20 protein-coding genes are annotated in these 22,710 nt (G+C 66.5%); 8 read left to right on the forward strand and 12 right to left on the reverse strand.

What is annotated here, in order from left to right; all coding sequences use genetic code 11:
• The first annotated feature begins 18 nt into the window (after window positions 1–18).
• On the forward strand, window positions 19–510 hold the full coding sequence (msrB, locus tag E7773_RS03010) for a peptide-methionine (R)-S-oxide reductase MsrB (protein WP_293987936.1): 492 nt from the start codon (window positions 19–21) through the stop codon (window positions 508–510).
• 140 nt (window positions 511–650) lie between these two features.
• Here the strand turns inward: msrB and E7773_RS03015 are convergent, their stop codons facing one another.
• From E7773_RS03015 to E7773_RS03025, 3 genes are all read right to left on the reverse strand, one after another.
• Window positions 651–1,205: a CHAP domain-containing protein gene (locus tag E7773_RS03015; protein WP_293987939.1), complete on the reverse strand. Its 555-nt coding sequence runs from the start codon at window positions 1,203–1,205 to the stop codon at window positions 651–653.
• A 176-nt stretch (window positions 1,206–1,381) separates the two neighbouring features.
• On the reverse strand, window positions 1,382–2,857 hold the full coding sequence (locus tag E7773_RS03020; protein WP_293987942.1) for an MFS transporter: 1,476 nt from the start codon (window positions 2,855–2,857) through the stop codon (window positions 1,382–1,384).
• A complete protein-coding gene (locus tag E7773_RS03025) occupies window positions 2,854–3,684 on the reverse strand; it encodes an SDR family NAD(P)-dependent oxidoreductase (RefSeq protein WP_293987944.1) in 831 nt (276 codons plus the stop codon). Before E7773_RS03025 ends, E7773_RS03020 begins: the two co-directional genes overlap by 4 nt.
• 127 nt (window positions 3,685–3,811) lie before the next feature.
• Here E7773_RS03025 and E7773_RS03030 point away from each other — a divergent pair, with 127 nt between their 5' ends.
• Together E7773_RS03030 and E7773_RS03035 are read left to right on the forward strand one after the other, a co-directional pair.
• Window positions 3,812–4,957 (forward strand): acyl-CoA dehydrogenase family protein, encoded by a 1,146-nt coding sequence (locus tag E7773_RS03030; protein ID WP_293987947.1) that lies wholly within the window; start codon window positions 3,812–3,814, stop codon window positions 4,955–4,957.
• Between the two features lie 14 nt (window positions 4,958–4,971).
• A complete protein-coding gene (locus tag E7773_RS03035; protein ID WP_293987950.1) occupies window positions 4,972–5,760 on the forward strand; it encodes an SDR family oxidoreductase in 789 nt (262 codons plus the stop codon).
• Between the two features lie 132 nt (window positions 5,761–5,892).
• Here E7773_RS03035 and E7773_RS03040 read toward each other — a convergent pair whose 3' ends face one another.
• The 3 genes from E7773_RS03040 to E7773_RS03050 all read right to left on the reverse strand — a co-directional run bounded on the left by E7773_RS03040 (window position 5,893) and on the right by E7773_RS03050 (window position 9,233).
• Window positions 5,893–6,516: a TIGR02281 family clan AA aspartic protease gene (locus E7773_RS03040; RefSeq protein WP_293987953.1), complete on the reverse strand. Its 624-nt coding sequence runs from the start codon at window positions 6,514–6,516 to the stop codon at window positions 5,893–5,895.
• 66 nt (window positions 6,517–6,582) lie between these two features.
• Entirely contained in the window at window positions 6,583–6,963 is a 381-nt protein-coding gene (locus tag E7773_RS03045) for a hypothetical protein (protein WP_293987955.1), read from the reverse strand.
• 8 nt (window positions 6,964–6,971) lie between these two features.
• Window positions 6,972–9,233 (reverse strand): NADP-dependent malic enzyme, encoded by a 2,262-nt coding sequence (locus E7773_RS03050; RefSeq protein ID WP_293987957.1) that lies wholly within the window; start codon window positions 9,231–9,233, stop codon window positions 6,972–6,974.
• 212 nt (window positions 9,234–9,445) lie between these two features.
• Between E7773_RS03050 and mutS the strand changes: the two genes are divergently transcribed.
• The 4 genes from mutS to E7773_RS03070 all read left to right on the forward strand — a co-directional run bounded on the left by mutS (window position 9,446) and on the right by E7773_RS03070 (window position 15,756).
• Window positions 9,446–12,025 carry a DNA mismatch repair protein MutS gene (mutS, locus tag E7773_RS03055; protein WP_293988225.1) on the forward strand — a complete coding sequence of 860 codons (2,580 nt, stop codon included), beginning with the start codon at window positions 9,446–9,448 and terminating at the stop codon, window positions 12,023–12,025.
• Between the two features lie 79 nt (window positions 12,026–12,104).
• Window positions 12,105–12,491 carry a helix-turn-helix transcriptional regulator gene (locus E7773_RS03060; protein WP_293987960.1) on the forward strand — a complete coding sequence of 129 codons (387 nt, stop codon included), beginning with the start codon at window positions 12,105–12,107 and terminating at the stop codon, window positions 12,489–12,491.
• A gap of 43 nt (window positions 12,492–12,534) precedes the next feature.
• Window positions 12,535–15,282: a [protein-PII] uridylyltransferase gene (locus E7773_RS03065; RefSeq protein WP_293987963.1), complete on the forward strand. Its 2,748-nt coding sequence runs from the start codon at window positions 12,535–12,537 to the stop codon at window positions 15,280–15,282.
• A gap of 93 nt (window positions 15,283–15,375) precedes the next feature.
• Window positions 15,376–15,756: a VOC family protein gene (locus E7773_RS03070; RefSeq protein WP_293987966.1), complete on the forward strand. Its 381-nt coding sequence runs from the start codon at window positions 15,376–15,378 to the stop codon at window positions 15,754–15,756.
• 3 nt (window positions 15,757–15,759) lie between these two features.
• Here the strand turns inward: E7773_RS03070 and E7773_RS03075 are convergent, their stop codons facing one another.
• The 6 genes from E7773_RS03075 to E7773_RS03100 form a co-directional block, all read right to left on the reverse strand.
• Window positions 15,760–16,629 (reverse strand): glycoside hydrolase family 16 protein, encoded by an 870-nt coding sequence (locus tag E7773_RS03075; protein WP_293987968.1) that lies wholly within the window; start codon window positions 16,627–16,629, stop codon window positions 15,760–15,762.
• The gene (gene infC, locus E7773_RS03080; protein WP_293987971.1) at window positions 16,626–17,156 is read right to left on the reverse strand and encodes a translation initiation factor IF-3; all 531 of its coding nucleotides are present in this window, start codon (window positions 17,154–17,156) and stop codon (window positions 16,626–16,628) included. Before infC ends, E7773_RS03075 begins: the two co-directional genes overlap by 4 nt.
• Before the next feature lie 89 nt (window positions 17,157–17,245).
• Entirely contained in the window at window positions 17,246–19,240 is a 1,995-nt protein-coding gene (gene thrS / locus E7773_RS03085) for a threonine--tRNA ligase (RefSeq protein ID WP_293988228.1), read from the reverse strand.
• Window positions 19,241–19,476: 236 nt separating this feature from the next.
• The gene (locus E7773_RS03090) at window positions 19,477–19,740 is read right to left on the reverse strand and encodes a hypothetical protein (RefSeq protein WP_293987974.1); all 264 of its coding nucleotides are present in this window, start codon (window positions 19,738–19,740) and stop codon (window positions 19,477–19,479) included.
• A gap of 60 nt (window positions 19,741–19,800) precedes the next feature.
• Window positions 19,801–20,259: a hypothetical protein gene (locus E7773_RS03095; protein ID WP_293987977.1), complete on the reverse strand. Its 459-nt coding sequence runs from the start codon at window positions 20,257–20,259 to the stop codon at window positions 19,801–19,803.
• Between the two features lie 91 nt (window positions 20,260–20,350).
• Window positions 20,351–21,190, reverse strand: coding sequence for an LD-carboxypeptidase (locus E7773_RS03100; RefSeq protein ID WP_293987980.1), 840 nt, complete (start codon window positions 21,188–21,190; stop codon window positions 20,351–20,353).
• 56 nt (window positions 21,191–21,246) lie between these two features.
• On the opposite strand from E7773_RS03100, the gene E7773_RS03105 reads away from it, so the two are divergent.
• The gene (locus tag E7773_RS03105) at window positions 21,247–22,668 is read left to right on the forward strand and encodes a Mur ligase family protein (RefSeq protein ID WP_293987983.1); all 1,422 of its coding nucleotides are present in this window, start codon (window positions 21,247–21,249) and stop codon (window positions 22,666–22,668) included.
• Window positions 22,669–22,710: the final 42 nt, after the last annotated feature.

Here is a 22,710-nt window from a genome sequence, read left to right on the forward strand (position 1 = left end):
GGCCCACGGAGACGAAGCATGACCGACCGACGCCAATTCCTGACCCTGACCGGTGCGAGCGCCGCGAGCGTGATCCTGTTCGGCTGCCGCGCGGCGCCCGCGCAGCCGCCCGAGAAGTTCGAAGTCGTGATGAGCGACGCCGCGTGGCGCAAGAAGCTCGGCGAGGCGTCGTATCAGGTGCTGCGCCGCGAAGACACCGAGACGCCGTTCACCAGCCCGCTCAACAATGAACACCGTGCGGGCATTTTCGCGTGCAAGGGCTGCGCGCTCCCGCTCTATTCGTCGAAGACCAAGTTCGAGAGCGGGACCGGCTGGCCGAGTTTCTGGCAACCGCTGCCCAACGCCGTCCGCACGCGCAACGACGGGTCGCTCGGCATGTCGCGCATCGAAGTCCATTGCCGCCGCTGTGGCGGGCATCTGGGGCACGTGTTCGACGACGGGCCGAAGCCGACCGGCAAGCGCTATTGCATGAACGGGCTCGCGATGACCTTCACGCCGGGCAAGGCGTAAATCCTCCCCGTTCACGGGGAGGGGGACCGCGACGCGCAGCGGTGTGGTGGAGGGGGCGGGCCTTAAGCGGTGCGAGGGAGGAGGACCCCCTCCGTCAGCGCTACGCGCTGCCACCTCCCCGTGAACGGGGAGGATTTTGCTTAGTCGCGAACGCCGATCATGCGCGCGCCGCCGGTGGCGGCGCTGGCCATCTGGATCCCTGCGGCGCGCGTGTCGTCGAAGCGATCCTCGCCCTTCGGCGCGCCGTCCGAATAGATGAAGCCGTTGGCGGCGTAGGTCGTGGTGCCGAGCCCGCCCTGCGGACCGTACCACACCTTCACCTCGCTCCAGTCGCCCGCCGCCGACACGTCGACCGCGCGCGCGGAATATTCGATCCCGCCGCGGCGCGACCAGTTCGCGTGGTTGAGCAGGACTTCGCGGTCGCTGACGATCGCCGCGACGGTCGCGACGTGGCCGAGCCGCATGTGGCTCGACGAACGGAACGACAGCACCGCGCCAACCTTGGGCGTATTGCCGCGCTCGTACTTGCCGGCCGCCTGCGACCACCACGTATTGGCGTTGCCGAAAATCTGGATACCCGACACTTCGCGAGCATAGGGCGCGCACTGCCAGAAGCGAGCCTGGGCGGGTACCACCGTCGCAAGGACGCACGAGAACACCAGCGCAAAACGCGCTGCGAACAAACCGAATTTCATGGACCCCCCAAAGGTCGCGTTGAACTGTTGACGGTGAGCTAGGTGGATAAATTCGACATGAAAACCCTCACCCGCCGCTGAAGGGAACCTTTCACGACGAAGTGTGTTTCGTCGCCGATGAGTGCCCTAATAGGATCGGGTTACTGACCGATTCACGTCTGCGGCATCGCGAATCGCTAGCCGATGATGTGCGGCGCGCCCTCGTTTTCTGCCGCCGCGAGCCCACTCAATCGTGCCTCGTGCTCGGCGCGCCCGAACGGAAACTTCGTGAACAGGAACGCCGCGACCGCGGCAAGCGTGCCGTAGATCAGGATGAATGTCAGGACGAAGTTGTGCACCTTGTCCGGGGACGCCGTCGCGGGATCGATCTTGTCCTGTAGCCCTACGAGCGCGAGGATTCCGCCCGCCACCGCGATGCCGAGTCCAGACGTGCATTTCTGCACGAAGAACGACCCGGCGAAGAACACACCCTCGTTACGTCGCCCGGTGCGCACCTGCGATTCCTCGACGACGTCGGCCATCATCGACGCGCCGAGAATGAACGACGACACGCTGAGCGCGGTCTGGATGGCGAAGAGCGGAAAGAGCACGGCCACCCGCGTCCAGCCTGGCGGCGGGAGCAGGCCGAGCAGAAAGAGGGCGCAGAAGCCCGCGTAGACGGTCGCCCCGCTCAGCACGAACACGCACGCCGCGCGCGGCTTGCTGGTGGTGCGCCCGATGCGGGGCGCTATCAGGAATGCCGCCGTGGCGCCGAGGAACAGCGTGATCGGCAGCAACTGCAGCGCCCCCGGGCTGAGCTGCCACGCATAAGCGTAGAAGTAGTTCGCCAGTGCGTAACTGATCCCCTGGTTGGTATAGGCGCACACCCCGGCTAGGATCAACACGACGAACCCGCGATTATGGAGCGTTTGCCAGAGCTCACCCATCACCGCCCCGAAGGGCTGTGGCTGCGTGTCGACCTGCGGCAGACGGCTGATCTCGCCGTGCGTGCCGAACGCCGACACCAGGATCGCGACGACCATGACGACGGCCGAGACTAATGCGAGCTGGTGGTAACCCGCAGGGTTGAACAGCCCGTTGGGATAATCGGGCCGCGCCGTCAGCAGCACGCCATAGGCGAGCAGCACGATCGCCAGCCCTCCTGCCCAACCGAAGAGGTAGCGATAAGCGGTGATCCGCGTCCGTTCGTCGTAATCGGTGGTCAGTTCTGGGGTCAGCGCCTGGCTCGGCACTTCGAAACAGCTCACCGCGCTTCGTGTAACCACCGCGGTCAGGAACAGCCAGCCGAGCCGAAGCGTCTCGCTCCCCGCCGGCGGGTTCCACAATAGCAGCCAGCCGATCGCGATCGGCAGCGCCGAGGCGTACAGCCACGGATGCCGCCGTCCCCAGCGGCTGCGCGTGCGGTCGCTGAGTACGCCAACCATCGGGTCGATGAATGCGTCGAAGACAAGCGCCGCCATGATGACGAGCCCGACCTTGAACGAATTCAGCCCGAGCACCTGGTTGTAATAGATCAGCAGGAAGGTGCCGAACGCCGCGTCCTTGGCGCCGTACGCGACCGACCCGAAACCGTACGCAAGCGTGACGCCGCGGCGTAGCCGGCGCTTGACGGGGACAGCAACACCCGCCGTGTCGCCGGTGGGATCGCTCATGCCGATGCCGCCTCCAGCGTGGAGAACAGCCCGGGCACGTCCTCGTCCCAACTCGCGCGCGTGCCGACCAGCATGCCGCCGTCGACCAGGATATGCGTGCCCGTTACGAACGCCGCATCGTCACTGGCGAGATAGGCGACTGCAGCGGCAATATCCTCGGGCCGCCCCGCGCGCTGGACCGGCTGCGCCTTGGCGGCGGTCTGCGCGATCATGCCATTGACGTGGTCGCGCACTTGCCCCTCCAGCCCCAGCGCCGAGGTGAAGATGTTGGTCGTGATGAACCCCGGCACGACCGCGTTGACGCGGATTTTGTGCCGCGCGAGGTCGGCGGCGGCGACCTTGGTCAGGTGCAGCACCCCGGCCTTCGCCGTCGAATACGCGGTCGGCGCCATCCCGCTGCCGAACGCCGACACGCTCGACGTGTTGACGATCGCCCCGCCCCCGCGCTTCGCCATCAGCGGCGCGGCGTAGCGGATGCCCATCGCCACCGAACGCAGCAGCAGCGCCATCGTGCGGTCCCAGTCGTCAGGCGAAATCTCGTCGATCCTGTCGCGGCTTCCCGCCGCCCCGGCATTGTTGAACACCACGTCGAGCCCGCCCGCGTCTTCCGCGGCGGTCATCAGCGCCTCGATCTCCGCGGCTTGCGTCACGTCGGTGCGCTGGAAACGGATGCGGCCGTTCGAGGTCGCGGCGACCTCCTCCCCATCGGCAACGTTCAGGTCGCCGATCAACACCTCGGCACCTTCCTCGGCGAGCCGGAGCGCGGTGGCGCGGCCAATCCCCGACGCGCCGCCAGTGACGACCGCACGCTTGCCCTGAAACCGCATCACCATCTCCCGATTTTGGGTCAGCATAGAGGGGGGCCGGAGACGGTCAATCCGACTTTTCGAATTTCGGGTTTGCGGGCGCCCCCGCTTTGTTGCATCGCTTCGGCGACCAACGGGAGGGCACGCCATGGCGCTCGACGCCGAAACCTTCGACGCGCTGATCGACACCGTGCGCCGCTACGTCGCCGACCGGCTCCGCCCGCTCGAGGCCGAGGTCGAAGCGAACGACGCGATCCCCGACGACGTCATCGCCGAGATGAAGGAGATGGGCCTGTTCGGCCTGTCGATCGCCGAGGAATATGGCGGGCTAGGGCTGACAATGCTCGAAGAAGCGAAGGTTGCGATCGAGCTCGGCCGGACGACGCCGGCGTTCCGCTCGAGCTTCGGCACCAACGTCGGGATCGGCAGTCAGGGCCTCGTGATGGCGGGCAACGATGCGCAGAAGGCCGAGTGGCTGCCCAAGATCGCAAGCGGCGAGATCATCACCAGCTTCGCGCTAACCGAGCCCGATGTCGGCAGCGACTCCGGCGCGGTGAAGACCAAGGCGGTGTGGGATGGGCAAGCCTACCGCCTGTCGGGGACCAAGCGCTTCATCACCAACGCCGACAAGGCCGACCTGTTCACCGTGATGGCGCGGACCGGCGACGATCCCGGGGCGCGCGGCGTGTCGGCGTTCCTCGTCCCGCGCGACCTCGCCGGGGTGTCGATTGGCGAGCCCGAGAAGAAGATGGGGCAGAAGGGCGCAAAGGTCGCCGATGTGATCTTCGACGACGTCGTCGTGCCGGTCGAGAACCGGCTCGGCGCGGAGGGCGAAGGGTTCAAGATCGCGATGCGCGTGCTCGACCGCGGGCGGCTGCACATCAGCGCGGTGTGCGTCGGCGTGGCCGAGCGGCTGATTGCCGACTGCGTGGCCTATGCGACCGAGCGCAAGCAGTTCGGCAAGCCGATCGCCGAGCACCAGCTGATCCAGGGCATGATCGCCGATTCGAAGACCGAGGCGCTCGTCGCGCGCGCGATGGTGCTGGAGACCGCCGCCGCCAAGGACGCGGGCAAGGACGTCGTGATGGAATCCGCCGCCGCCAAATATTTCGCCAGCGAGATGGTCGGCCGCGTCGCCGACCGCGCGGTGCAGATCTATGGCGGCGCGGGCTACATCGCCGACTACGGGATCGAGCGGCTCTATCGCGATGTGCGGTTGTTCCGCATCTACGAAGGTACCAGCCAAATCCAGCAGATCATCATCGCGCGCGAGACGATCAAGCGCGGCGGCTAAATCGGGAGAGAGACATGGACACGAGCAAGTTCTTCAGCCTGGAAGGCCGCGTCGCGCTGATTACCGGCGGGTCGCGCGGAATCGGCAAGATGATCGCGGCGGGCTACATCGCGCAGGGGGCAAAGGTGTACATCTCCTCGCGCAAGGCCCCGGCATGCGAGGAAACCGCCGCCGAGCTCGGGCCGAACTGCATTCCGTTGCCGATGGACGTCTCGACCGTCGAAGGCTGCAAGGCGCTGGCCGCGAAGATGGCCGAACATGAAGATCATCTCGACATCCTGGTCAACAATGCCGGCGCGGCGTGGGGCGTGCCGTTCGAGGAATTCCCCGAGAGCGGCTGGGACAAGGTAATGAACCTCAACGTCAAATCGCCCTTCTTCCTGACGCAGGCGCTGCATGGCATGCTCAAGGCGCAGGCGAGCTACGACAAGCCGTCGAAGGTCATCAACATCACCTCGATCGACGGCCTCAGGCTCAATCCGTGGGAGACGTACAGCTATCACGCCTCCAAATCGGCGCTGATCTATCTGACCAAGCGCATGGCCGCGCGGCTGATCAAGGACGCGATCATCGTCACCAGCCTCGCCCCCGGCGCCTTCGCCAGCGAGATGAACCGCGCCGCGCGCGACCATGGCGACGAGGTCGCGAAGGGCATCCCGATGCGCCGGATCGGCACCGACGAGGATATGGCAGGCGCGGCGATCTTCCTCGCCAGCCGCGCGTCTGACTATGTCATCGGCGACACGCTTGTGGTCGATGGCGGGCTGGTCAACGCGCAGACGGGGACGAGTATCGACGCTTAAATTCCCTCTCCCATTGGGAGAGGGAGGGAGCCGCCGTAGGCGGCGGAAGGGTGAGGGTTGACTCGAAAGCGTTTCAACCCTGCCCTCACCCCTCGGCGCTACGCGCCTCGGCCCTCTCCCGATAGGAGAGGGCTAGTTGGCGGTCGGTTGCGGGTGGTTCGGAGTCAGGATCAGTGTCCGACCCTCGACCCGCCAGCTCTTTAGTCGCGACAGGAAGTTCATTCCCACCACATCCATGTCGCCAAACGCGGGCGAGGTGACGACGGGCAGGTCGCGCGCGACGATATTGCCGATGCGTAGTTCGGGAACGGTCGCGGTCTGCGCGCGGATCGACCCGTTGGCGGTCTGGATGATCATCGGGAACGGGCTGCGGTCGGGCTGAACCCCGGCGGCATCGGCCGTCGCGCTCGACAGCGCGGTCACCGTCGCGCCGCTGTCGACCAGCATCTTGCGCTCGACCGAACCGAACCTGACCGTCACCCAAAAATGCCCGTCGCTCGCCATCGGCACGCGCATTTCCTTGCCCGACACTTGCTGCTTGCCGTCGAGTTGGAGGAAGCTCGCGATCCGCGCGAAGGTCGGGTCGAACCGACCGCGCTCGGCGACCAACATCACGACGAGGCCGATCGAGCCGAGCATGAAGACAAACGACACGATCCGCCCGACCACGCGAAACCGCTGCGACAGCAGCAGCACCGCCACACCGAACCCGATCAGCAGATAGAGCGGCATCGAACCGCCGAAACCGTCAGCCATACGCGCGTCCTGCCATGTGCCAGATGTATGGCGGCTGACGAAAAATAACAGCCGTCGGTGGACGCGCTAGCCGCCGCCCGAGGCGACGACCGACACGAACGCGATTTGCGCCGCAACCCCCGCCAGCATCAGCGCAGCAGCGACCAGGCCGACCGCGCGCAACGCGTTCGTGTCCTTCGACAGCAGCGCCCAAAAGATCAGGAACAGCCCGCGAACCACCCCGACGACGCCGGTCGCGATCGACACGATCATGAAGCGGCCCGATCCCAACCTATCCGCGTTTTGGACAACCAGGACGGCAATCGGAATCGCCACGGCGGGAAGGATGACAAGCGTCACCGCAATGATCCTGTACGCCAGCGCGTCGTGCGACCGGGCCGCCCACCATGTCAGCCAGAACGCACCGAACACCCCGGTCCATTGCGCGTACAGCGTCCAGGCGGACATTGCTGCGTTCAACGCGCGATTCCGCCCGCCGCGAGCACCGCCAGCGTCACCAATTCGCTCGCGGTGCTCGTCATCGGTGCGATCTGGACGGGCTTTTCCAAACCCACCAGCATCGGCCCGATCACCGAATCGCCGCCGAGCTCGCGGAGCAGTTTCGCCGAGATATTGGCCGACTGCAGTCCCGGCATGATCAGCACGTTGGCCGGGCCGGACAGCCGCGCGAACGGATATTTGGCGAGCTGCTTCGGGTTGAGCGCGACGTCGGGCGCCATCTCGCCTTCATATTCGAAGCCGACCTGGCGCTTGTCGAGCACGCGGACAGCCTCGCGCAGATTTTCCAGCCAATGCCCCTCGGGGTTGCCGAAGGTCGAATAGCTGAGGAAGGCGACGCGCGGCTCGTGCCCCATGCGGCGCGCGACCGCGGCGGTCTGTTCGGCGATGTCGGCAAGTTCCTCCGCACTGGGGCGCTCGTTGATCGTCGTATCGGCCATGAAGATCGTGTGGCTCTGCCCGACCATCACGTGGATGCCGAACGCGGTACGCCCGTCCTCGATGTCGATCACCTTGCGCACTTCGCGCATCGTCTGGGCGTATGTGCGCGTGATGCCGGTGATCATCGCATCGGCCTCTCCCAGCTGGAGCAAGGTCGCGCCAAACGTGTTGCGGTCCTGGTTGATCATCCGCTCGACATCGCGATGGAGGAAGCCGCGGCGCTGGAGGCGGGCGTAGAGGAAGTCGACCATCTGCGGCACGAGCGGCGAGTTGCGGCTGTTGTGCACCTCATACGCCTCGACGTCCTTGACGCCGAGCGCGCGGAGCCGGTCGTGGACGTCGTCGCGCCCGACCAGCACCGGCGTGCCGTAGCCGCCTTCCTTGAACGCGACCGCCGCGCGCAGCACGACTTCTTCCTCGCCCTCGGCAAACAGCACGCGCTTGGGCTGCGCGCGGGCGCCCTCGTACGCGAGCGTGAGCACCGAGGTGGTCGGGTTGAGCCGCCCGCGCAACTGCTGGCGGTACGCGACCATGTCGAGGATCGGCTTGGTCGCGACCCCCGAATCCATCGCCGCCTTGGCGACCGCGGCGGGGACGACCTCCATCAGCCGCGGGTCGAACGGCGCCGGGATGATGTAGTCGGGGCCGAACGAGTGGCGCACGCCATAGGCGGCGGCGACTTCCTCGGGCACCTGTTCGCGCGCCAGTTCGGCGATCGCGTTGGCGGCGGCGATCTTCATTTCCTCGTTGATCCCCGTCGCACGCACGTCGAGCGCGCCGCGGAAGATGAACGGGAAGCCGAGCACGTTGTTGACCTGGTTCGGGTAATCCGACCGCCCCGTGGCGATGATCGCGTCGGGGCGCGCGGCCTTCGCGTCTTCGGGCAGGATTTCGGGCACGGGGTTTGCCATCGCGAAGATGATCGGCGCCTTGGCCATGTTCTTGACCATGTCGGGCGTGACGGCGCCCGCCGCCGACAGGCCGAGGAACACATCGGCCCCGTCGAGCGCCTCGATCAGCGTGCGCTTGGTCGTGTTGACCGCGTGGGCGGACTTCCACTGATCCATCCCGCTCTCGCGGCCCTGGTAGATCACACCCGAGCGGTCGCACATAATGACGTTATCGTGCCGCACGCCCATCGCCTTGATCAGCTCGGTGCAGGCGATCGCCGCCGCGCCCGCGCCGTTCACCGCGACCTTCACGTCGCCGATGTGCCGCCCGGTCAGCAGGCACGCGTTGATCAGCCCCGCCGCGGTGATGATCGCGGTGCCATGCTGGTCGTCGTGGAACACCGGGATGTTCATGCGCTCGCGCAGCGTCTGCTCGATGATGAAGCATTCGGGCGCCTTGATGTCCTCGAGATTGATCCCGCCGAAGCTGGGCTCGAGCAGTTCGACGCAGTTGATGAAGGCCTCGACGTCTTCGGTCTTCACCTCGAGGTCGATCGAATCGACGTCGGCGAAGCGTTTGAACAGCACCGCCTTGCCTTCCATCACCGGCTTCGACGCCAGCGCGCCGAGATTGCCCATGCCGAGGATCGCGGTGCCGTTGGAGATGACCGCGACGAGGTTGCCCTTGGTCGTATAGTCGTACGCCGTCGCCGGATCGTCGGCGATCGCCTGCACCGGCACCGCGACGCCGGGCGAGTAAGCCAGCGCCAGGTCGCGCTGCGTCGCCATCGGTTTCGACGCGACGATCTCGATCTTGCCCGGGCGCCCCTCGGAATGGAACAGCAACGCTTCGCGGTCGGAAAACTGGGCGGACTTTTCTTCGGACATTCAGGCACCCTCTCTGTTGCCTCGTCTTTAGAAGCGACATCACGATAAGGAAACGGGCTTGCCCTCACCTGTCGCGCGGCATTGCCGGACCGGCGGGCGCCGCGCTGGCGGAAATCCACACAATTTACCCACAGCAAAGGCGCAAAACGGGATTTGCGCCATCCGTCCGCTGGGTTAACCCGGCAGCGATGGCCGACGCCGCCCCCACACCGATGATGGCGCAATATCTCGCGCTCAAGGCCGAGGCGGGCGATTGCCTGCTCTTCTACCGCATGGGCGATTTCTTCGAACTGTTCTTCGAGGACGCGAAGGTCGCGAGTGCAGTGCTCGACATCGCGCTGACCGCGCGCGGCGAACATGACGGCGCCAAGATACCGATGTGCGGCGTCCCCGCGCATGCGGCGGTCGGATATCTGCAAAGGCTGATCAAGGCCGGGCACCGCGTCGCGATCGCCGACCAGACCGAAAGCCCCGCCGAGGCCAAGAAGCGCGGCGGGTCGAAGGCATTGGTCGCGCGCGCGATCGTGCGGGTGGTGACCGCGGGGACGCTGACCGAGGAAGCGTTGCTCGACGCCCGCGCCGCTAATTGGTGCGTCGCGATCGGCGAGGTGGCGGGCGGGGTCGCGGTGGCCGCCGCCGACGTGTCGACGGGGCGGTTCGAACTGGTCGAAACCGATGCCAGCGGGTTGCCCGCCGAACTGGCGCGGCTTGGCGCGGCGGAAGTCATCGCCTGTGAAGGGAGCGCGTTCGAGCACAATGCCACCACGCTGCGCCCGCGCGGCGAGTTCGACTCGACCGGGGCGGAGACAAGGCTGAAGCGAGTCCATGGCGTCGCGACGCTCGACGGGTTCGGGCAATTGAGCCGCGCGGGGCTGGCGGCGGCGGGCGGGCTGGTCGCGTATCTCGAGCACACCGCGAAGGGCGCCCTCCCCTTCCTGCGCCCGCCACGAATTGCGAGTGCGGCGCAGACAATGGCGATCGACGCCGCGACGCGCGACAGCCTGGAACTCACGCAAACGCAGACCGGCCAGCGCAAGGGCAGCCTGCTCGACGCAATCGATCGCACCGTGACCGGCGCAGGCGCGCGGCTGCTCGCGAGCGATATCGGCGCGCCGCTGATGGACAAGGCGGCGATCGAGGCTCGGCTCGACCTCGTCCAGCGGTTGCACGACGATGGAGCTTTACGCGACAGCCTGCGCGCGACGCTGCGTAGCTTGCCCGATATCGGCCGCGCGCTTGGGCGGATCGCGGCGGGGCGCGGGAGTCCGCGTGATCTCGGTCAGCTCCGCGACGGGCTCGACGGCGCGTGGTTGCTCGGCGAGCGGATCGACGTGCTCGCCACTCCGCCGGCGCTACTGGCGGAGATCGCCCCACGACTGCGCGGACACGGCGCGTTGATCGACCTGCTCAAACGCGCACTCGTACCGATGCCGCCGATCGACGCATCCGATGGCGGCTATATCGCCGAAGGATATGACAGCGCGCTCGACGACCTGCGCGACATCGGCGCCGGCGGGCGGCGCGCGATCGCCGCGCTCGAAGCCGAATATCGCGGCCGCACCGGCGCTTCCGCGCTCAAGATCCGCCACAACGGCGTGCTCGGCTATCACGTCGAGGTGCCCGCGCGCGTCGCCGACCCCCTGATGGCGGCGGACAGCGGGTTCACGCACCGCCAGACGCTCGCTGGCGTGGTGCGCTTCAATGCGCCCGAGCTGCACGATTTGGCGATGAAGGTGACGCAAGCGGGCAGCCACGCGCTCGCCGCCGAAGCCGCGCATCTTGAGGAACTCACCACAACCGCGCTGACGAGCCGCGAGGCGATTGCCGCGACCGCCGACGCGCTGGCGCGGCTCGATGTCGCGGCGGGCTTGGCCGAGCGCGCATCCGAGGACGGCTGGGCACGGCCGCATCTCGTCGATCATCCGTGCTTCGAGATAGCCGGCGGGCGGCACCCGGTGGTCGAGGAGGCAGTCAAGCGCACCGGCGAGCGCTTCGTTGCCAACGATTGCGGCTTGAGCGAAACCAACCGCCTGTGGCTCGTCACCGGCCCCAACATGGGCGGCAAGTCGACCTTCCTGCGCCAGAACGCGCTGATCGCGGTGCTTGCGCAGGCCGGTAGCTACGTCCCTGCCGTCAGTGCCACGCTCGGCCTGGTCGATCGTCTGTTCAGCCGTGTCGGCGCGTCGGACAATCTCGCGCGGGGTCGCTCCACCTTCATGGTCGAGATGGTCGAGACCGCCGCGATCCTGGCGCAGGCGACGCCGCAGTCGTTCGTCATCCTCGACGAGGTCGGGCGCGGCACCTCGACGTACGATGGCCTCGCCATCGCCTGGGCGGTGGTCGAGGCGATCCACGAGGACAATCGTTGCCGCTGCCTGTTTGCAACGCATTATCACGAGCTGACTCGGCTCGCCGAACGCTGCGACGCGCTCACGCTCCACCATGTCCGCGCGCGCGAGTGGAAGGGTGACCTTGTCCTGCTCCACGAGCTCGCCGACGGCCCTGCCGACCGCAGCTACGGCCTCGCCGTCGCGCGGCTCGCGGGGTTGCCGCCCGCAACGGTGGCGCGCGCCAGGGCGGTGCTCGCCAAGCTCGAGGCCGGGCGCGCCAAGACCGGTGGGCTGGCCGCCGGGCTTGACGACCTCCCGCTCTTCGCCGCCGCGGTCGAGGCGGAGGAAGAGCAATGCGACGCGATCCGCGCCGAGGTCGAAGCGCTCGACGTCGACGCGCTGACCCCGCGCGACGCGCTCGACATATTGTACCGTCTCAAGACGCTCGCGCGCGGCACCTGATTCCGCGATTGTTGCGCGGACGGCACAATGGTGCGATCCTCCGCCCCCGGGGGAGCAACGACTCATGGAAATGCGGCGGTTGAGCGATCCGCCCGCGGAAAGCGGGCTGTTTCCGGCATCGGGGCCGGGGATGCTGGCAATGCCCACGCCGTCGCCGGATATGGCGGGTCCGGCGCTGCGCACCGCGCGCGAGCGGATGGGGATGACGTTGCAGGACGTCGCCGCCGAAACGCGGATTGCCGTGCGCCACCTGACGGCGCTGGAAGAGGCCAGGTTCGACGGCTTCGCGGCACCCGTCTACGTGATGGGTTTCGCGCGCAACTATGCGCGCGCGGTCGGCGTGTCGCGCGACTGGATCAGCGATTGCCTGCGCGACGAGGTCGAGGCGCAATTCGGCCAACGTCACCGTTTCGATCTCGGCTGGAGCGCCGAGGGGACGGCACAATCGCCCCGCGGTTGGCGCTGACGCACAGGTGACGGCGCGCGGGTTCGCGCCTATCTCTCGAACCATGTCCTCGCGCTTCGCCAGCCTGCCGAATCGCCGCGCGATCATCGATCGGCGCTCACTGGCCGACGCGCTCGCAGCGATCGCCGGTACTGACCGCGCCAAGCTGCGCCAGGCCGCGACCAAGCTGCTCAAGACCGCGCTGGCCCACGGCCGCGCCGAGATCGACCGGCGCCTGGTCGACCACCCGTCGCGGGGGTTGGAAATCGCCGCATCCCAAGCGTTCCTGATCGACCAGATCCTGCGGCTGCTCTACGATTTCACCGTCCAGCGTCTCTATCCGCTGAGCAATCCCACCGCTGCCGAACGTTTGACGCTGATCGCGGTGGGCGGGTACGGGCGCGGCGAGATGGCGCCCTATTCGGATGTCGACATCGCTTTCCTGACGCCGTGGAAGGAAACGCCGTGGCACGAACAGGTCGTCGAGACGATGCTCTATGCGCTGTGGGACTTTGGGCTGAAGGTCGGGCAGTCGACCCGCAGCATCGATGAGACGGTGCGCCAGGCGAAGGCCGACGTGACGATCCGCACCGCCTTGCTCGAAGGGCGTTATGTGTGGGGCGACGAGGATTTGTACGAGGAAGCCGCGCGCCGTTTCAAGGCGGAGGTGCAGGCCGACACCGCGCGCACCTTCATCGCCGAAAAGCTCGCCGAGCGCGATGCGCGGCACAAGCGGATGGGCGACACGCGCTACGTCGTCGAGCCCAACGTCAAGGAGGGCAAGGGCGGCTTGCGCGATCTCCACGCACTCTTCTGGATCGGCAAATATGCCTATAACGTCCGCGCCGCCGCCGAACTGGTCGACACCGGGCTATTCAGCCGCGCCGAATATTCGCGCTTTCACCGCGCCGACAATTTCCTATGGGCGGTGCGCTGTCACCTCCATTCCGTAGCGAAGCGCGCCGAGGACCGACTGACCTTCGACCTGCAGCGCGAAGTGGCCGAGCGGATGCGCTTCGCCGACCGGCCGGGCAAGTCGAAGGTCGAGCGCTTCATGCAGTACTATTTCCTGCAGGCGAAGGCGGTCGGTGACCTGACCGGGGTATTTCTGGCCCATCTCGACGAGCAATTCGCGGCGCGTGGGCGGCGGTTCGGGCTGCCGATGCTGCGGCGGCGGCCGTCGAAGCTCAACGGCTTCGTGCTCGACCGCGGGCGGCTCGCGCTGCCCAAGGACGGCTTCCTGGCGGAAAAACCGACGCGGCTGATCGAGATGTTCGTGCTCGCCGACCGGCACGGGCTCGAAATCCACCCGCTGGCGATGCGCACAGCCGCGCGCGACGCAAAGCTGGTCGACGAAATTCGCCGCGATCCGACCGCGAACACCCTGTTCCTCGACCTGTTGACCAGCCCGCACAATCCCGAACTCGCGCTACGCTGGATGAACGAGGCGGGCGTATTCGGCCGCTTCGTCCCCGACTTCGGCCGCGTCGTCGCGCAGATGCAGTTCGACATGTACCATCACTTCACGGTCGACGAGCACACGATCCATGCGATCGGACTGTTGAGCCGCATCGAAAAGGGCGAGCTGCAGGACGACCATCCGCTCAGCCATGCGATCATGAAACAGATCGCCAGCCGCCGCGTGCTGTACGTCGCGGTGCTGCTCCACGACATCGCCAAGGGGCGCGGCGGCGATCATTCGGTGCTGGGGGCGGAAGTCGCGATGCGGCTCTGCCCGCGCTTCGGGCTGACCCCGGCGGAGACCGAGATGGTCGCGTGGCTGGTGCGGGCGCACCTGCTGATGTCGGCGACCGCGTTCAAGCGCGACCTGAGCGACTTCAAGACGATCCTCGATTTCTGCGAGATCGTGCAGAGTCCCGAGCGCCTGCGCCTGTTGCTGACGCTGACCGTCGTCGATATCCGCGCGGTCGGACCCGGCGTGTGGAATGGGTGGAAGCGCCAGTTGCTGACGACGCTCTACGAGAGTGCCGAAGAAGTGCTCCGCCTGGGCCACAAGCAGAAGGGCCGGAGCGAGCGCGTCGCCGCCAAGCAGGATGCGGTCGCGGGCGCGCTCGGCTGGGATTCGAAGCTGTTCGCGAGGACCGTCAAGCGGTTGCCCGAATCCTATTGGGTCGCCGAATCCGAAAGCGTGCTCGCCGCCAATTTGGCACTCATCGCCGACGCGGGCGATGCGCCGCTGTCGATCGCGACCTCGGTCGATCGCGACCGCGGGGCGACGCTCGTCACGATCTACGCCGCCGACCATCCCGGGCTGTTCTACCGCATCGCCGGCGCGATCAGCGTCGCGGGCGGGAACATCATCGACGCGCGGATCCACACCACGCGCGACGGCATGGCGCTCGACAATTTCCTCGTTCAGGACCCGCTCGGCCGCCCGTTCGACGACGCCGGGCAGCTCGCGCGACTGACTCGCGCGATCGAGGATGCGCTCGCCAACCGTACTAGGCTGGCCGACCGGCTCCGGGCGAAGCCGCTACCCCGCCCGCGCGCGGAAGCGTTCGACATCAGCCCAGCCGCATTCATCGACAACCATGCCTCGAACCGCTTCACCGTTGTCGAGGTCAACGCGCGCGACCGCCCGGCGTTACTCTCCAGCCTCGCCCACGCGCTGTTCCAGTCGAAAGTTACAATCCACTCGGCGCACGTCGCGACCTATGGCGAGCGCGCGGTCGACACATTTTACGTGACCGATCTGACCGGCGATAAGATCGACACGCCCGCGCGGGTCAAGGCGCTCGAACGCCGACTGGTCGAGGCCGCCGCGGGCGAAGCGGTCGCCGAGGCGGCGTGAAGGCCGGATTCGCGAAAATCGCCCGTTCGGGTGATGGCGTCGCAGCGAACGAGCAGTGATAAGCTGCGCGACCGACAAAAGGGAGAAACGACGATGCCGGTATTGGGGATTGGCGGATTGTTCTTTCGGGCGAAGGATCCCAACGCGCTCAACGCCTGGTATCGCGATCACCTGGGCGTCGGCGCGGGGTGCGCGGCCGAGGATACCGGGCCGGTCGACGAATGGAGCTGGAACACGCAGGGCGGACCGGTCGTGTTCTCGCCGTTCAAGGCGGCGACCGATTATTGGGCTGCGGACAAGCAGTACATGCTCAACCTGCGTGTGAGCGACATCGATGGGCTGATCACGAGCCTGACCGCGAGCGGGGTCGACGTGATCACCAAGCCGGAGTGGAACGACCCGTCGATCGGGAAATTCGCGCGGGTGCACGATCCGGAAGGGAACGCAATCGAGTTATGGGAGCCACCGGCCTAGGTTTCAGGGGCGCTGCCACACGCGAACATAATCGACCGTCATCCGCGCCGGCAGCGCCTGATCATCGATCCCCTTGACCCCACCCAGATTGCCGCCGATCGCCAGGTTAAGGATGAGATACTGGGGCTTGTCGAACGGCCAGGTTGCCGGATCGCCCTTTCCGTCATTGGCAAAGCGCATGTAAGCGTGGCCATCGACTCCGATCAGGATGCGGTCCTTGGTCCAGTCTAGCTGATACTTGTGAAAAGCGCCGCAAGCGTCGGCCACCGTGATCCGTGCGCCGCGCTGGGTGCCCGCCTTGAAATTGTAAGCGGTGTCGTGGATCGTGCCCCGAACGACGCCGGGCGCCCAGCCGAGCATTTCCATGATGTCGATTTCGCCCTGCGCCGGCCAGCCGGCGCGGTTATCGACGCCCAGCATCCAGATCGACGGCCACGTGCCACGCCCACACGGCAATTTGGCGCGAACCTCGACGAAGCCGTAGGTCCAGGCCATTTTCCCCCACGTATCGATCTTGCCCGAGCTATAGTCCTGACCGCCATAATCCGCGGCTGAGGTGAGCCGCTCGTTCCGCGCTTCGATGATCAGCGCCCCCTTCTCGATCCGGACATTTTCCGGCCGGTTGGCGGCGTAATATTGCTTTTCGTCATTGTACCAGCCCGTGCGATTGAGACTGGTATCGAAGCGCCATTTGGCGGGATCGGGGGCGCCGTCCCGGTCGAATTCGTCGGACCAGATGAGCTTGGCATCCTTGGGAATGGCGATCGGCAGGTCGACCGCCGAGTCGTTCGCCTGGGCCGATTGTGCGAAGGATTGCGGCAGGGCCGCCGCGCCGATCAAGAGCGGCGCGGCCAATAGCCCGCGACGCTTCATTTCGGCGACAGCACCATCAGCATCTGCCGGCCTTCCATCCGCGGGTAGGACTCGACCTTGGCGTCCTCAACCGTGTCTTCCTGCACGCGCTTGAGCAGGTTCATGCCCAGCTGGCCGTGGCTCAACTCGCGGCCGCGGAAGCGGAGCGTGATCTTGACCTTGTCGCCCTCGCCGATAAACTTGTGCACCGCCTTCATCTTCGTCTCATAATCATGATCGTCGATGTTGGGACGCATCTTGATCTCCTTGATCTCCTGCGTCTTCTGGCTCTTGCGGGCGAGGTTCGCCTTTTTCTGCGCTTCGTACTTGAATTTGCCGACGTCGAGGAACTTGGCGACGGGCGGATCGGCGTTGGGCGACACTTCGACCAGGTCGAGACCCAGTTCGTTGGCCTGCTCCATCGCTTCGCGCGTGTACATCACACCCAGATTCTCACCCTCGTGGTCGATCACGCGGACCTTGGGCGACTGGATGAATTCGTTGAATCGGGGGCCGTTCATCGGCGGCGCCTGCAAAGGCCGGCGCATATTGGGCGGTGGGATAGACGTAGCTCCTTCGTGGTTGGTCGGGGCGATATAGTGTTTTTGTGGGGGACGCGAAAGCCTCCCCCACAACGTCAGGCGAGATCGGGCGGGAGCGCCGCGGTCTTGAGCTGTTCGACCAGCTCGGCGAGCCCCACGATCTGCTGCCGGTCCGAACCGAGTTGCCGCAACGCGACCGTGCCTTCGTCGGCCTCGCGCTTGCCGACAACGAGCAGGTTGGGGACTTTGGCGAGGCTGTGCTCGCGCACCTTGTAGTTGATCTTCTCGTTGCGCAGGTCGGTCTCGACGCGCAACCCGGCCTTGCGCAATTCGGTCGCGACTTTCTCCGCATAACCGTCGGCGTCGGACACGATCGTCGCGACCACCGCCTGCACCGGCGCCAGCCACATCGGCAGCTTGCCCGCATAATGCTCGATCAGGATGCCGAGGAAGCGCTCATAGCTGCCGAAGATCGCGCGGTGGAGCATCACCGGGCGGTGGCGCTCCCCGTCCTCGCCGACGTACGACGCGTCGAGCCGTTCGGGAAGGACGCGGTCGGACTGCAGCGTGCCGACCTGCCACGTCCGCCCGATCGCGTCGGTCAGATGCCATTCGAGCTTGGGCGCGTAGAACGCACCCTCGCCCGGCAATTCCTCCCAGCCGTATTCGTCGTTTGCCATGCCCGCGCGCTCGACCGCTTCGCGCAATTCGGCCTCGGCCTTGTCCCAGTCGGCTTCGGACCCGAAGCGCTTGTCCGGGCGCAGCGCCAGTTTCACCGCATAGGTGAAGCCGAAATGCTTGTAGATGCGGTCGGCGAGCTCGCAGAAGGCGCGCGCTTCCTCGACGATCTGGTCCTCGCGGCAGAAGATGTGCGCGTCGTCCTGTGTGAACTGGCGCACGCGCATCAGCCCGTGGAGCGCGCCGTGCGGCTCGTTCCTGTGGCAGCAGCCGTTTTCGTAAAAGCGCAGCGGCAGGTCGCGGTACGACTTGATGCCCTGACGGAAGATCAGGACGTGCGCCGGGCAGTTCATCGGCTTCAATGCCATCCAGTCGCCCTTGCCCGACACGAGCGGGGCGTCGTCATCATCGGTGTTGGGCACTTCGTCGGGGATGACGAACATGTTCTCGCGATACTTGCCCCAGTGCCCGGATGCTTCCCACTGGCGCGCGTCCATCACTTGCGGCGTCTTGACCTCGCGATAACCCGCCGCGTCGATCGCGCGGCGCATATAGGCCTCGAGCTCGCGCCAGATCAGATAGCCCTTGGGGTGCCAGAACACCGAGCCATGCGCCTCCTGCTGGAGGTGGAACAGGTCCATCTCCTGCCCCAACTTGCGGTGGTCGCGCTTGGCCGCCTCTTCCAGCCGGAAGAGGTGCTCGTCGAGCTGCTTCTTGTTGAGCCAGCCCGTGCCGTAGATGCGGCTCAGCATCGCGTTGTTCTGGTCGCCGCGCCAATAGGCGCCCGAAACCCTCGTGAGTTTGAACGCATTTGGGTCGAGCTTGCCCGTCGAAGCCAGATGCGGCCCGCGGCACATGTCGAGCCAGGCGTCCTCGCCCTTACCGGCGCGGTATACCGTCAGTTCCTCGCCCTCGGGCAGTTCGGCGGCCCATTCGGCCTTGAACGTCTCGCCCTGTTTCTGCCAGCGGTCGATCAATTGCTGGCGCGACCAGACCTCGCGGATCAGCGGCTCGTCCTTGGCGATGATGCGGCGCATCTCCGCCTCGATCGCGGGCAGGTCTTCCTCGGTGAAGGGCCGGTCCTTCGGCGCGAAGTCGTAATAGAAACCGTCGTCGGTCGCCGGCCCGAACGTGATCTGCGTCCCCGGAAACAGGTTCTGAACCGCTTCGGCCAGCACGTGCGCATAATCGTGGCGCGCGAGCTCAAGCGCGTCGTTTTCGTCGCGGTTCGTCACCAGCGCGAGGCTGGCGTTCGCTTCCAGCGGCCGCCCGATGTCGCGCAGCTCGCCATCGACTCGCGCGGCGATCGCCGCCTTGGCGAGGCCGGGACCGATCGCCGCGGCGATGTCCGCCGGCGTGGTGCCGCGCGCGACTTCGCGCACGGAGCCGTCGGGGAGCGTGATCGAGAGCATTTCCATGGTCGTTCCTGTCAGTTGCGCGCGCCTATGCACGCCTGAGCGTCCGAGGAAAAGACTGGAACGGGAGAGCCGGACGCATCCTCACCCGTTCCCGGGCGAGGTCGTCGGCGGCGTTTAGAAGCGCATGCCGACAGCCCCCCGGAAACCCGGGAGGGTGGTGGTAGTCGTCGGGGCGAACGCGCGGTTCATGGGCGGATATATAGGTGGGACGTGTTAACGAAGCCAGCCGTTCATTGCCGGTTGGCCGCGGCTTGCTGCAACTGCCATTCGATCGAGCTCCACAAGTGCGCGGTGTGCAACGCCACGGCATTGCGCAACGCGGCGGCATTTTCGGTCGAGGCGTCGAGCTGACTGACCGCCGCGATGTTCGCTTCCTTGAGCTGGCCGGCCTGCGCCGCCGGATCGGGATCGTTGTTGAGCAACGACAGCCACGCGCCCTCGACCGCGAGGCGCAGCGCGACGATCTGGGCCTGCAGGTCGGCAACTTCATCCATGTCGAATTCCTTGAAAGCGGGGTTGCAGCCCCGTCGCGGCCATGCCGCGCGCTGTCAAGGTCAGGCGGCTTGTGCGCCCACCGTACCGACACGGCGCGCGATCAGGCTGGCATGCTCGGCGTCGCTCAAGTTGGGCGACATGAGCTGGCGCACTTCGGCGATGTGCTTGCGTAGCCGGCCGTTGTACCAGCCCATTTTCGCTGTCACGACATCCCAGTCGAGCGGCGTTTCATCGGCCAGGAAGTCCTTGACGTTGAAGCGCAAGTCCTCGGTCAGCGCGATGCATTCGACCTTCACTTCATTGACGCGCGAGCGCAGCGCCGGGTCGCCGTCGTCGAGCAAGGGTGCGAAGACGTGGCGGTGGACGAACAATTGGTACGACGCGACGAGCAGCATCGAGTCCGCGACACGGCGCTTGAGCCGCCGGGTGCTCGCCGGATCGCGCGCCGCGGTCAGCGCTTCGCCCTCGGTGATCATGCCCTCGATCTCGGCGTAATAATCATCCAGCGTCTGCGGCATCGCGCGTCTCCGATGCCGATCGCTAGCGCCAAATGGTTAGCAACAGGTTTGTCACGGCCGCCCGGCGCTCAGTCGTTACCTAAAATGGGTATCAGTCCTTCGCGATTACCTGCCCGAACGGCACGACATGGTTGCTCGCGACATGGCCGATCAGCGCGCGGCCCTCGTACGGCACCTTCATCAGCTTCGACCAGTCCCACGCGATCTGGTCGGCCGAGTGGCCGAAATCGGCCTGGCCGTCGGCGGCGGGGAGCGTGACCGACCCGAGCCGCAGCGAGGCGACCCGCGCCAATTGCGTCGCGTTGGCGACGTGGAACATCATCCGGTCGACGCGATAGAGATGCTCGTCGACTTCCTCAATCAGCAGGTCGTGGTCGGCCAGGTCGGGGAGCCATTTGGTCCCGATCAGCGAGTCGAGGATCGAGAGGTTGAAGGCCGCCGCCGGCCGCCCGCTGCCGACGATGCCGGGTTCGAGCGCGGACTTGTCCTGCTTCGTCAGCCACGCCAGCGACCGCGCCGCACACTCGCGCCCGCCCTGCTTGCGGTTGATGTCGACCGGCATCGGCCCGTGGATCGGTCGCCCGATCTTCTTCGCGTAGAGCGCCCCGAGCATGAACCCCATGTCCGAATAACCGACATAGGCTTTGTTCCGCGCGGCCTCCTCCAGGTGCGGGAAGATCAGCGGGAAGAGCCGGTTTGACCCGTAGCCGCCGCGCGCAAACCAGACCGCGTGGTAGCTCGGGTCGTTGGCGTATTTGAGGAATGTGTCGGCGCGAAATTGGTCCGGTCCGGCCCAGGTATGTCCGCCCCCGCTCGCCCAGCATTGCGGATCGATCACCAGTTCGACGCCATATTCCGCCGCTAGCGCCGGCACCGCATCGAGCGCGTGTTCGTCGACCCGATTGGCCGGCGCCATTACCGCGATTTTCATTGGCCCTGCCGCCCCGTCCTTGCCGTCATGCGTGAAAGCGGGAATAGCCCCAGCCGATGGATAACGCCAACCCTACCGATCCGATCGGCCGTCCGCATTTCTTCGTCGGGATTGGCGGGTCCGGAATGATGCCGCTGGCGATGATCCTGGCGGTGCGTGGGGCGAGCGTTGCGGGGTCTGATCGCAGCCTCGACCAGGCGCGGTTGCCCGCCAAGTTCGATTATCTCCGCGACCTCGGCGTGGCGCTTTACCCGCAGGACGGCAGCGGGATCGTATCACCCGATCAGGTCGTCATCGCCTCCGCGGCGATCGAGGCCACGGTGCCTGACATGGTCGCCGCCGAACGGTTGGGCTGCGAGCGCCGCACGCGCGCGGAGATGCTCGCTGATCTGTTCAACGTGTCGACAATGCCGATCGGCGTCGCCGGGACCAGCGGCAAGTCGACGGTCACCGGCATGATCGGCTGGATCCTGCGCGCGACCGACCGCGACCCGACGGTGATGAACGGCGCGGTGATGAAGAATTTCGCCACCCCCAACGCGCCGTTCGCGAGCGCCCTGGTCGGTAGCGGCGACGCGTTCGTCAGCGAAGTCGACGAGAGCGACGGATCGATCGCGCTGTTCAGCCCGCGCGTCGCCGTGCTCAACAACGTCAGTCTCGACCACAAGAGCCTGGAGGAACTCAACCAGCTGTTCGGCGACTTCATCGCCAAGGCCGAACTGGCGGTGATCAACCTCGACAATCCCGACGGCGCGGCGCTGGCGGGGACGCTGCCGAAGCGCCAGGTGATCGGGTTCGGGCTCGACATCGATGCCGAGTTCAGCGCGCGCGATATCCAGGAACGACCGTTCGGCGCGAGTTTCACGCTGGCGGTCAAGGGCCACGAGTCGATGCCGGTCGAGCTCCAGGTGCCGGGGCGCCATAACATCTCCAACGCGCTCGCCGCGATTGCCGCGGCGCGCTGCGCCGGAGTCGCGCTCGACGAAGCCGCGATCGCGATCGGCGGGTTCACGGGCCTACGCCGCCGCTTCGATCTCGTAGGCGAGACGCAGGGCGTGACCGTGCTCGACGATTTCGGGCACAACCCCGACAAGATCGCCGCGACGCTCGCCACGCTCCATGCCTTTCCCGGGCGGCTGCTCGTGCTGTTCCAGCCGCACGGCTACGGGCCGCTCAAGGTCATGCGCCGAGAACTCGTCGATGCGTTCGCGCGCGGTCTCAAGCCGGGCGATGTGCTCGTGTTGCCCGACCCGGCCTATTATGGCGGGACGGTCGCGCGCGAGGTGGCGAGCGCGGACATCGTCGCCGATCTCGCCGCGCGCGGCTGCGACGCGCGCCACATCGCCGACCGCGCCGAGGCGGCGGCGACCATCGCGGCACTCGCGGAAAGCGGCGACCGCGCGATCGTGATGGGCGCGCGCGACGACACGCTGAGCCAGGTCGCCGGCGACATTCTCGCGCAAATCGCCGCGCGCTAAACGAAAAGGGGCGAGCCGCGGCCCGCCCTTCATGTCACGTGA

Source organism: Sphingomonas sp. (genome assembly GCF_004799495.1).
GTDB lineage: Bacteria > Pseudomonadota > Alphaproteobacteria > Sphingomonadales > Sphingomonadaceae > Sphingomonas.

Coding starts and splice junctions, on each gene's coding strand:
- msrB (WP_293987936.1), top strand. CDS start 19: ATGACCGACCGACGCCAATTCCTGACCCTGACCGGTGCGAGCGCCGCG.
- E7773_RS03015 (WP_293987939.1), bottom strand. CDS start 1,205: ATGAAATTCGGTTTGTTCGCAGCGCGTTTTGCGCTGGTGTTCTCGTGC.
- E7773_RS03020 (WP_293987942.1), bottom strand. CDS start 2,857: ATGAGCGATCCCACCGGCGACACGGCGGGTGTTGCTGTCCCCGTCAAG.
- E7773_RS03025 (WP_293987944.1), bottom strand. CDS start 3,684: ATGCGGTTTCAGGGCAAGCGTGCGGTCGTCACTGGCGGCGCGTCGGGG.
- E7773_RS03030 (WP_293987947.1), top strand. CDS start 3,812: ATGGCGCTCGACGCCGAAACCTTCGACGCGCTGATCGACACCGTGCGC.
- E7773_RS03035 (WP_293987950.1), top strand. CDS start 4,972: ATGGACACGAGCAAGTTCTTCAGCCTGGAAGGCCGCGTCGCGCTGATT.
- E7773_RS03040 (WP_293987953.1), bottom strand. CDS start 6,516: ATGGCTGACGGTTTCGGCGGTTCGATGCCGCTCTATCTGCTGATCGGG.
- E7773_RS03045 (WP_293987955.1), bottom strand. CDS start 6,963: ATGTCCGCCTGGACGCTGTACGCGCAATGGACCGGGGTGTTCGGTGCG.
- E7773_RS03050 (WP_293987957.1), bottom strand. CDS start 9,233: ATGTCCGAAGAAAAGTCCGCCCAGTTTTCCGACCGCGAAGCGTTGCTG.
- mutS (WP_293988225.1), top strand. CDS start 9,446: ATGATGGCGCAATATCTCGCGCTCAAGGCCGAGGCGGGCGATTGCCTG.
- E7773_RS03065 (WP_293987963.1), top strand. CDS start 12,535: ATGTCCTCGCGCTTCGCCAGCCTGCCGAATCGCCGCGCGATCATCGAT.
- E7773_RS03070 (WP_293987966.1), top strand. CDS start 15,376: ATGCCGGTATTGGGGATTGGCGGATTGTTCTTTCGGGCGAAGGATCCC.
- E7773_RS03075 (WP_293987968.1), bottom strand. CDS start 16,629: ATGAAGCGTCGCGGGCTATTGGCCGCGCCGCTCTTGATCGGCGCGGCG.
- infC (WP_293987971.1), bottom strand. CDS start 17,156: ATGCGCCGGCCTTTGCAGGCGCCGCCGATGAACGGCCCCCGATTCAAC.
- thrS (WP_293988228.1), bottom strand. CDS start 19,240: ATGCTCTCGATCACGCTCCCCGACGGCTCCGTGCGCGAAGTCGCGCGC.
- E7773_RS03090 (WP_293987974.1), bottom strand. CDS start 19,740: ATGGATGAAGTTGCCGACCTGCAGGCCCAGATCGTCGCGCTGCGCCTC.
- E7773_RS03095 (WP_293987977.1), bottom strand. CDS start 20,259: ATGCCGCAGACGCTGGATGATTATTACGCCGAGATCGAGGGCATGATC.
- E7773_RS03100 (WP_293987980.1), bottom strand. CDS start 21,190: ATGAAAATCGCGGTAATGGCGCCGGCCAATCGGGTCGACGAACACGCG.
- E7773_RS03105 (WP_293987983.1), top strand. CDS start 21,247: ATGGATAACGCCAACCCTACCGATCCGATCGGCCGTCCGCATTTCTTC.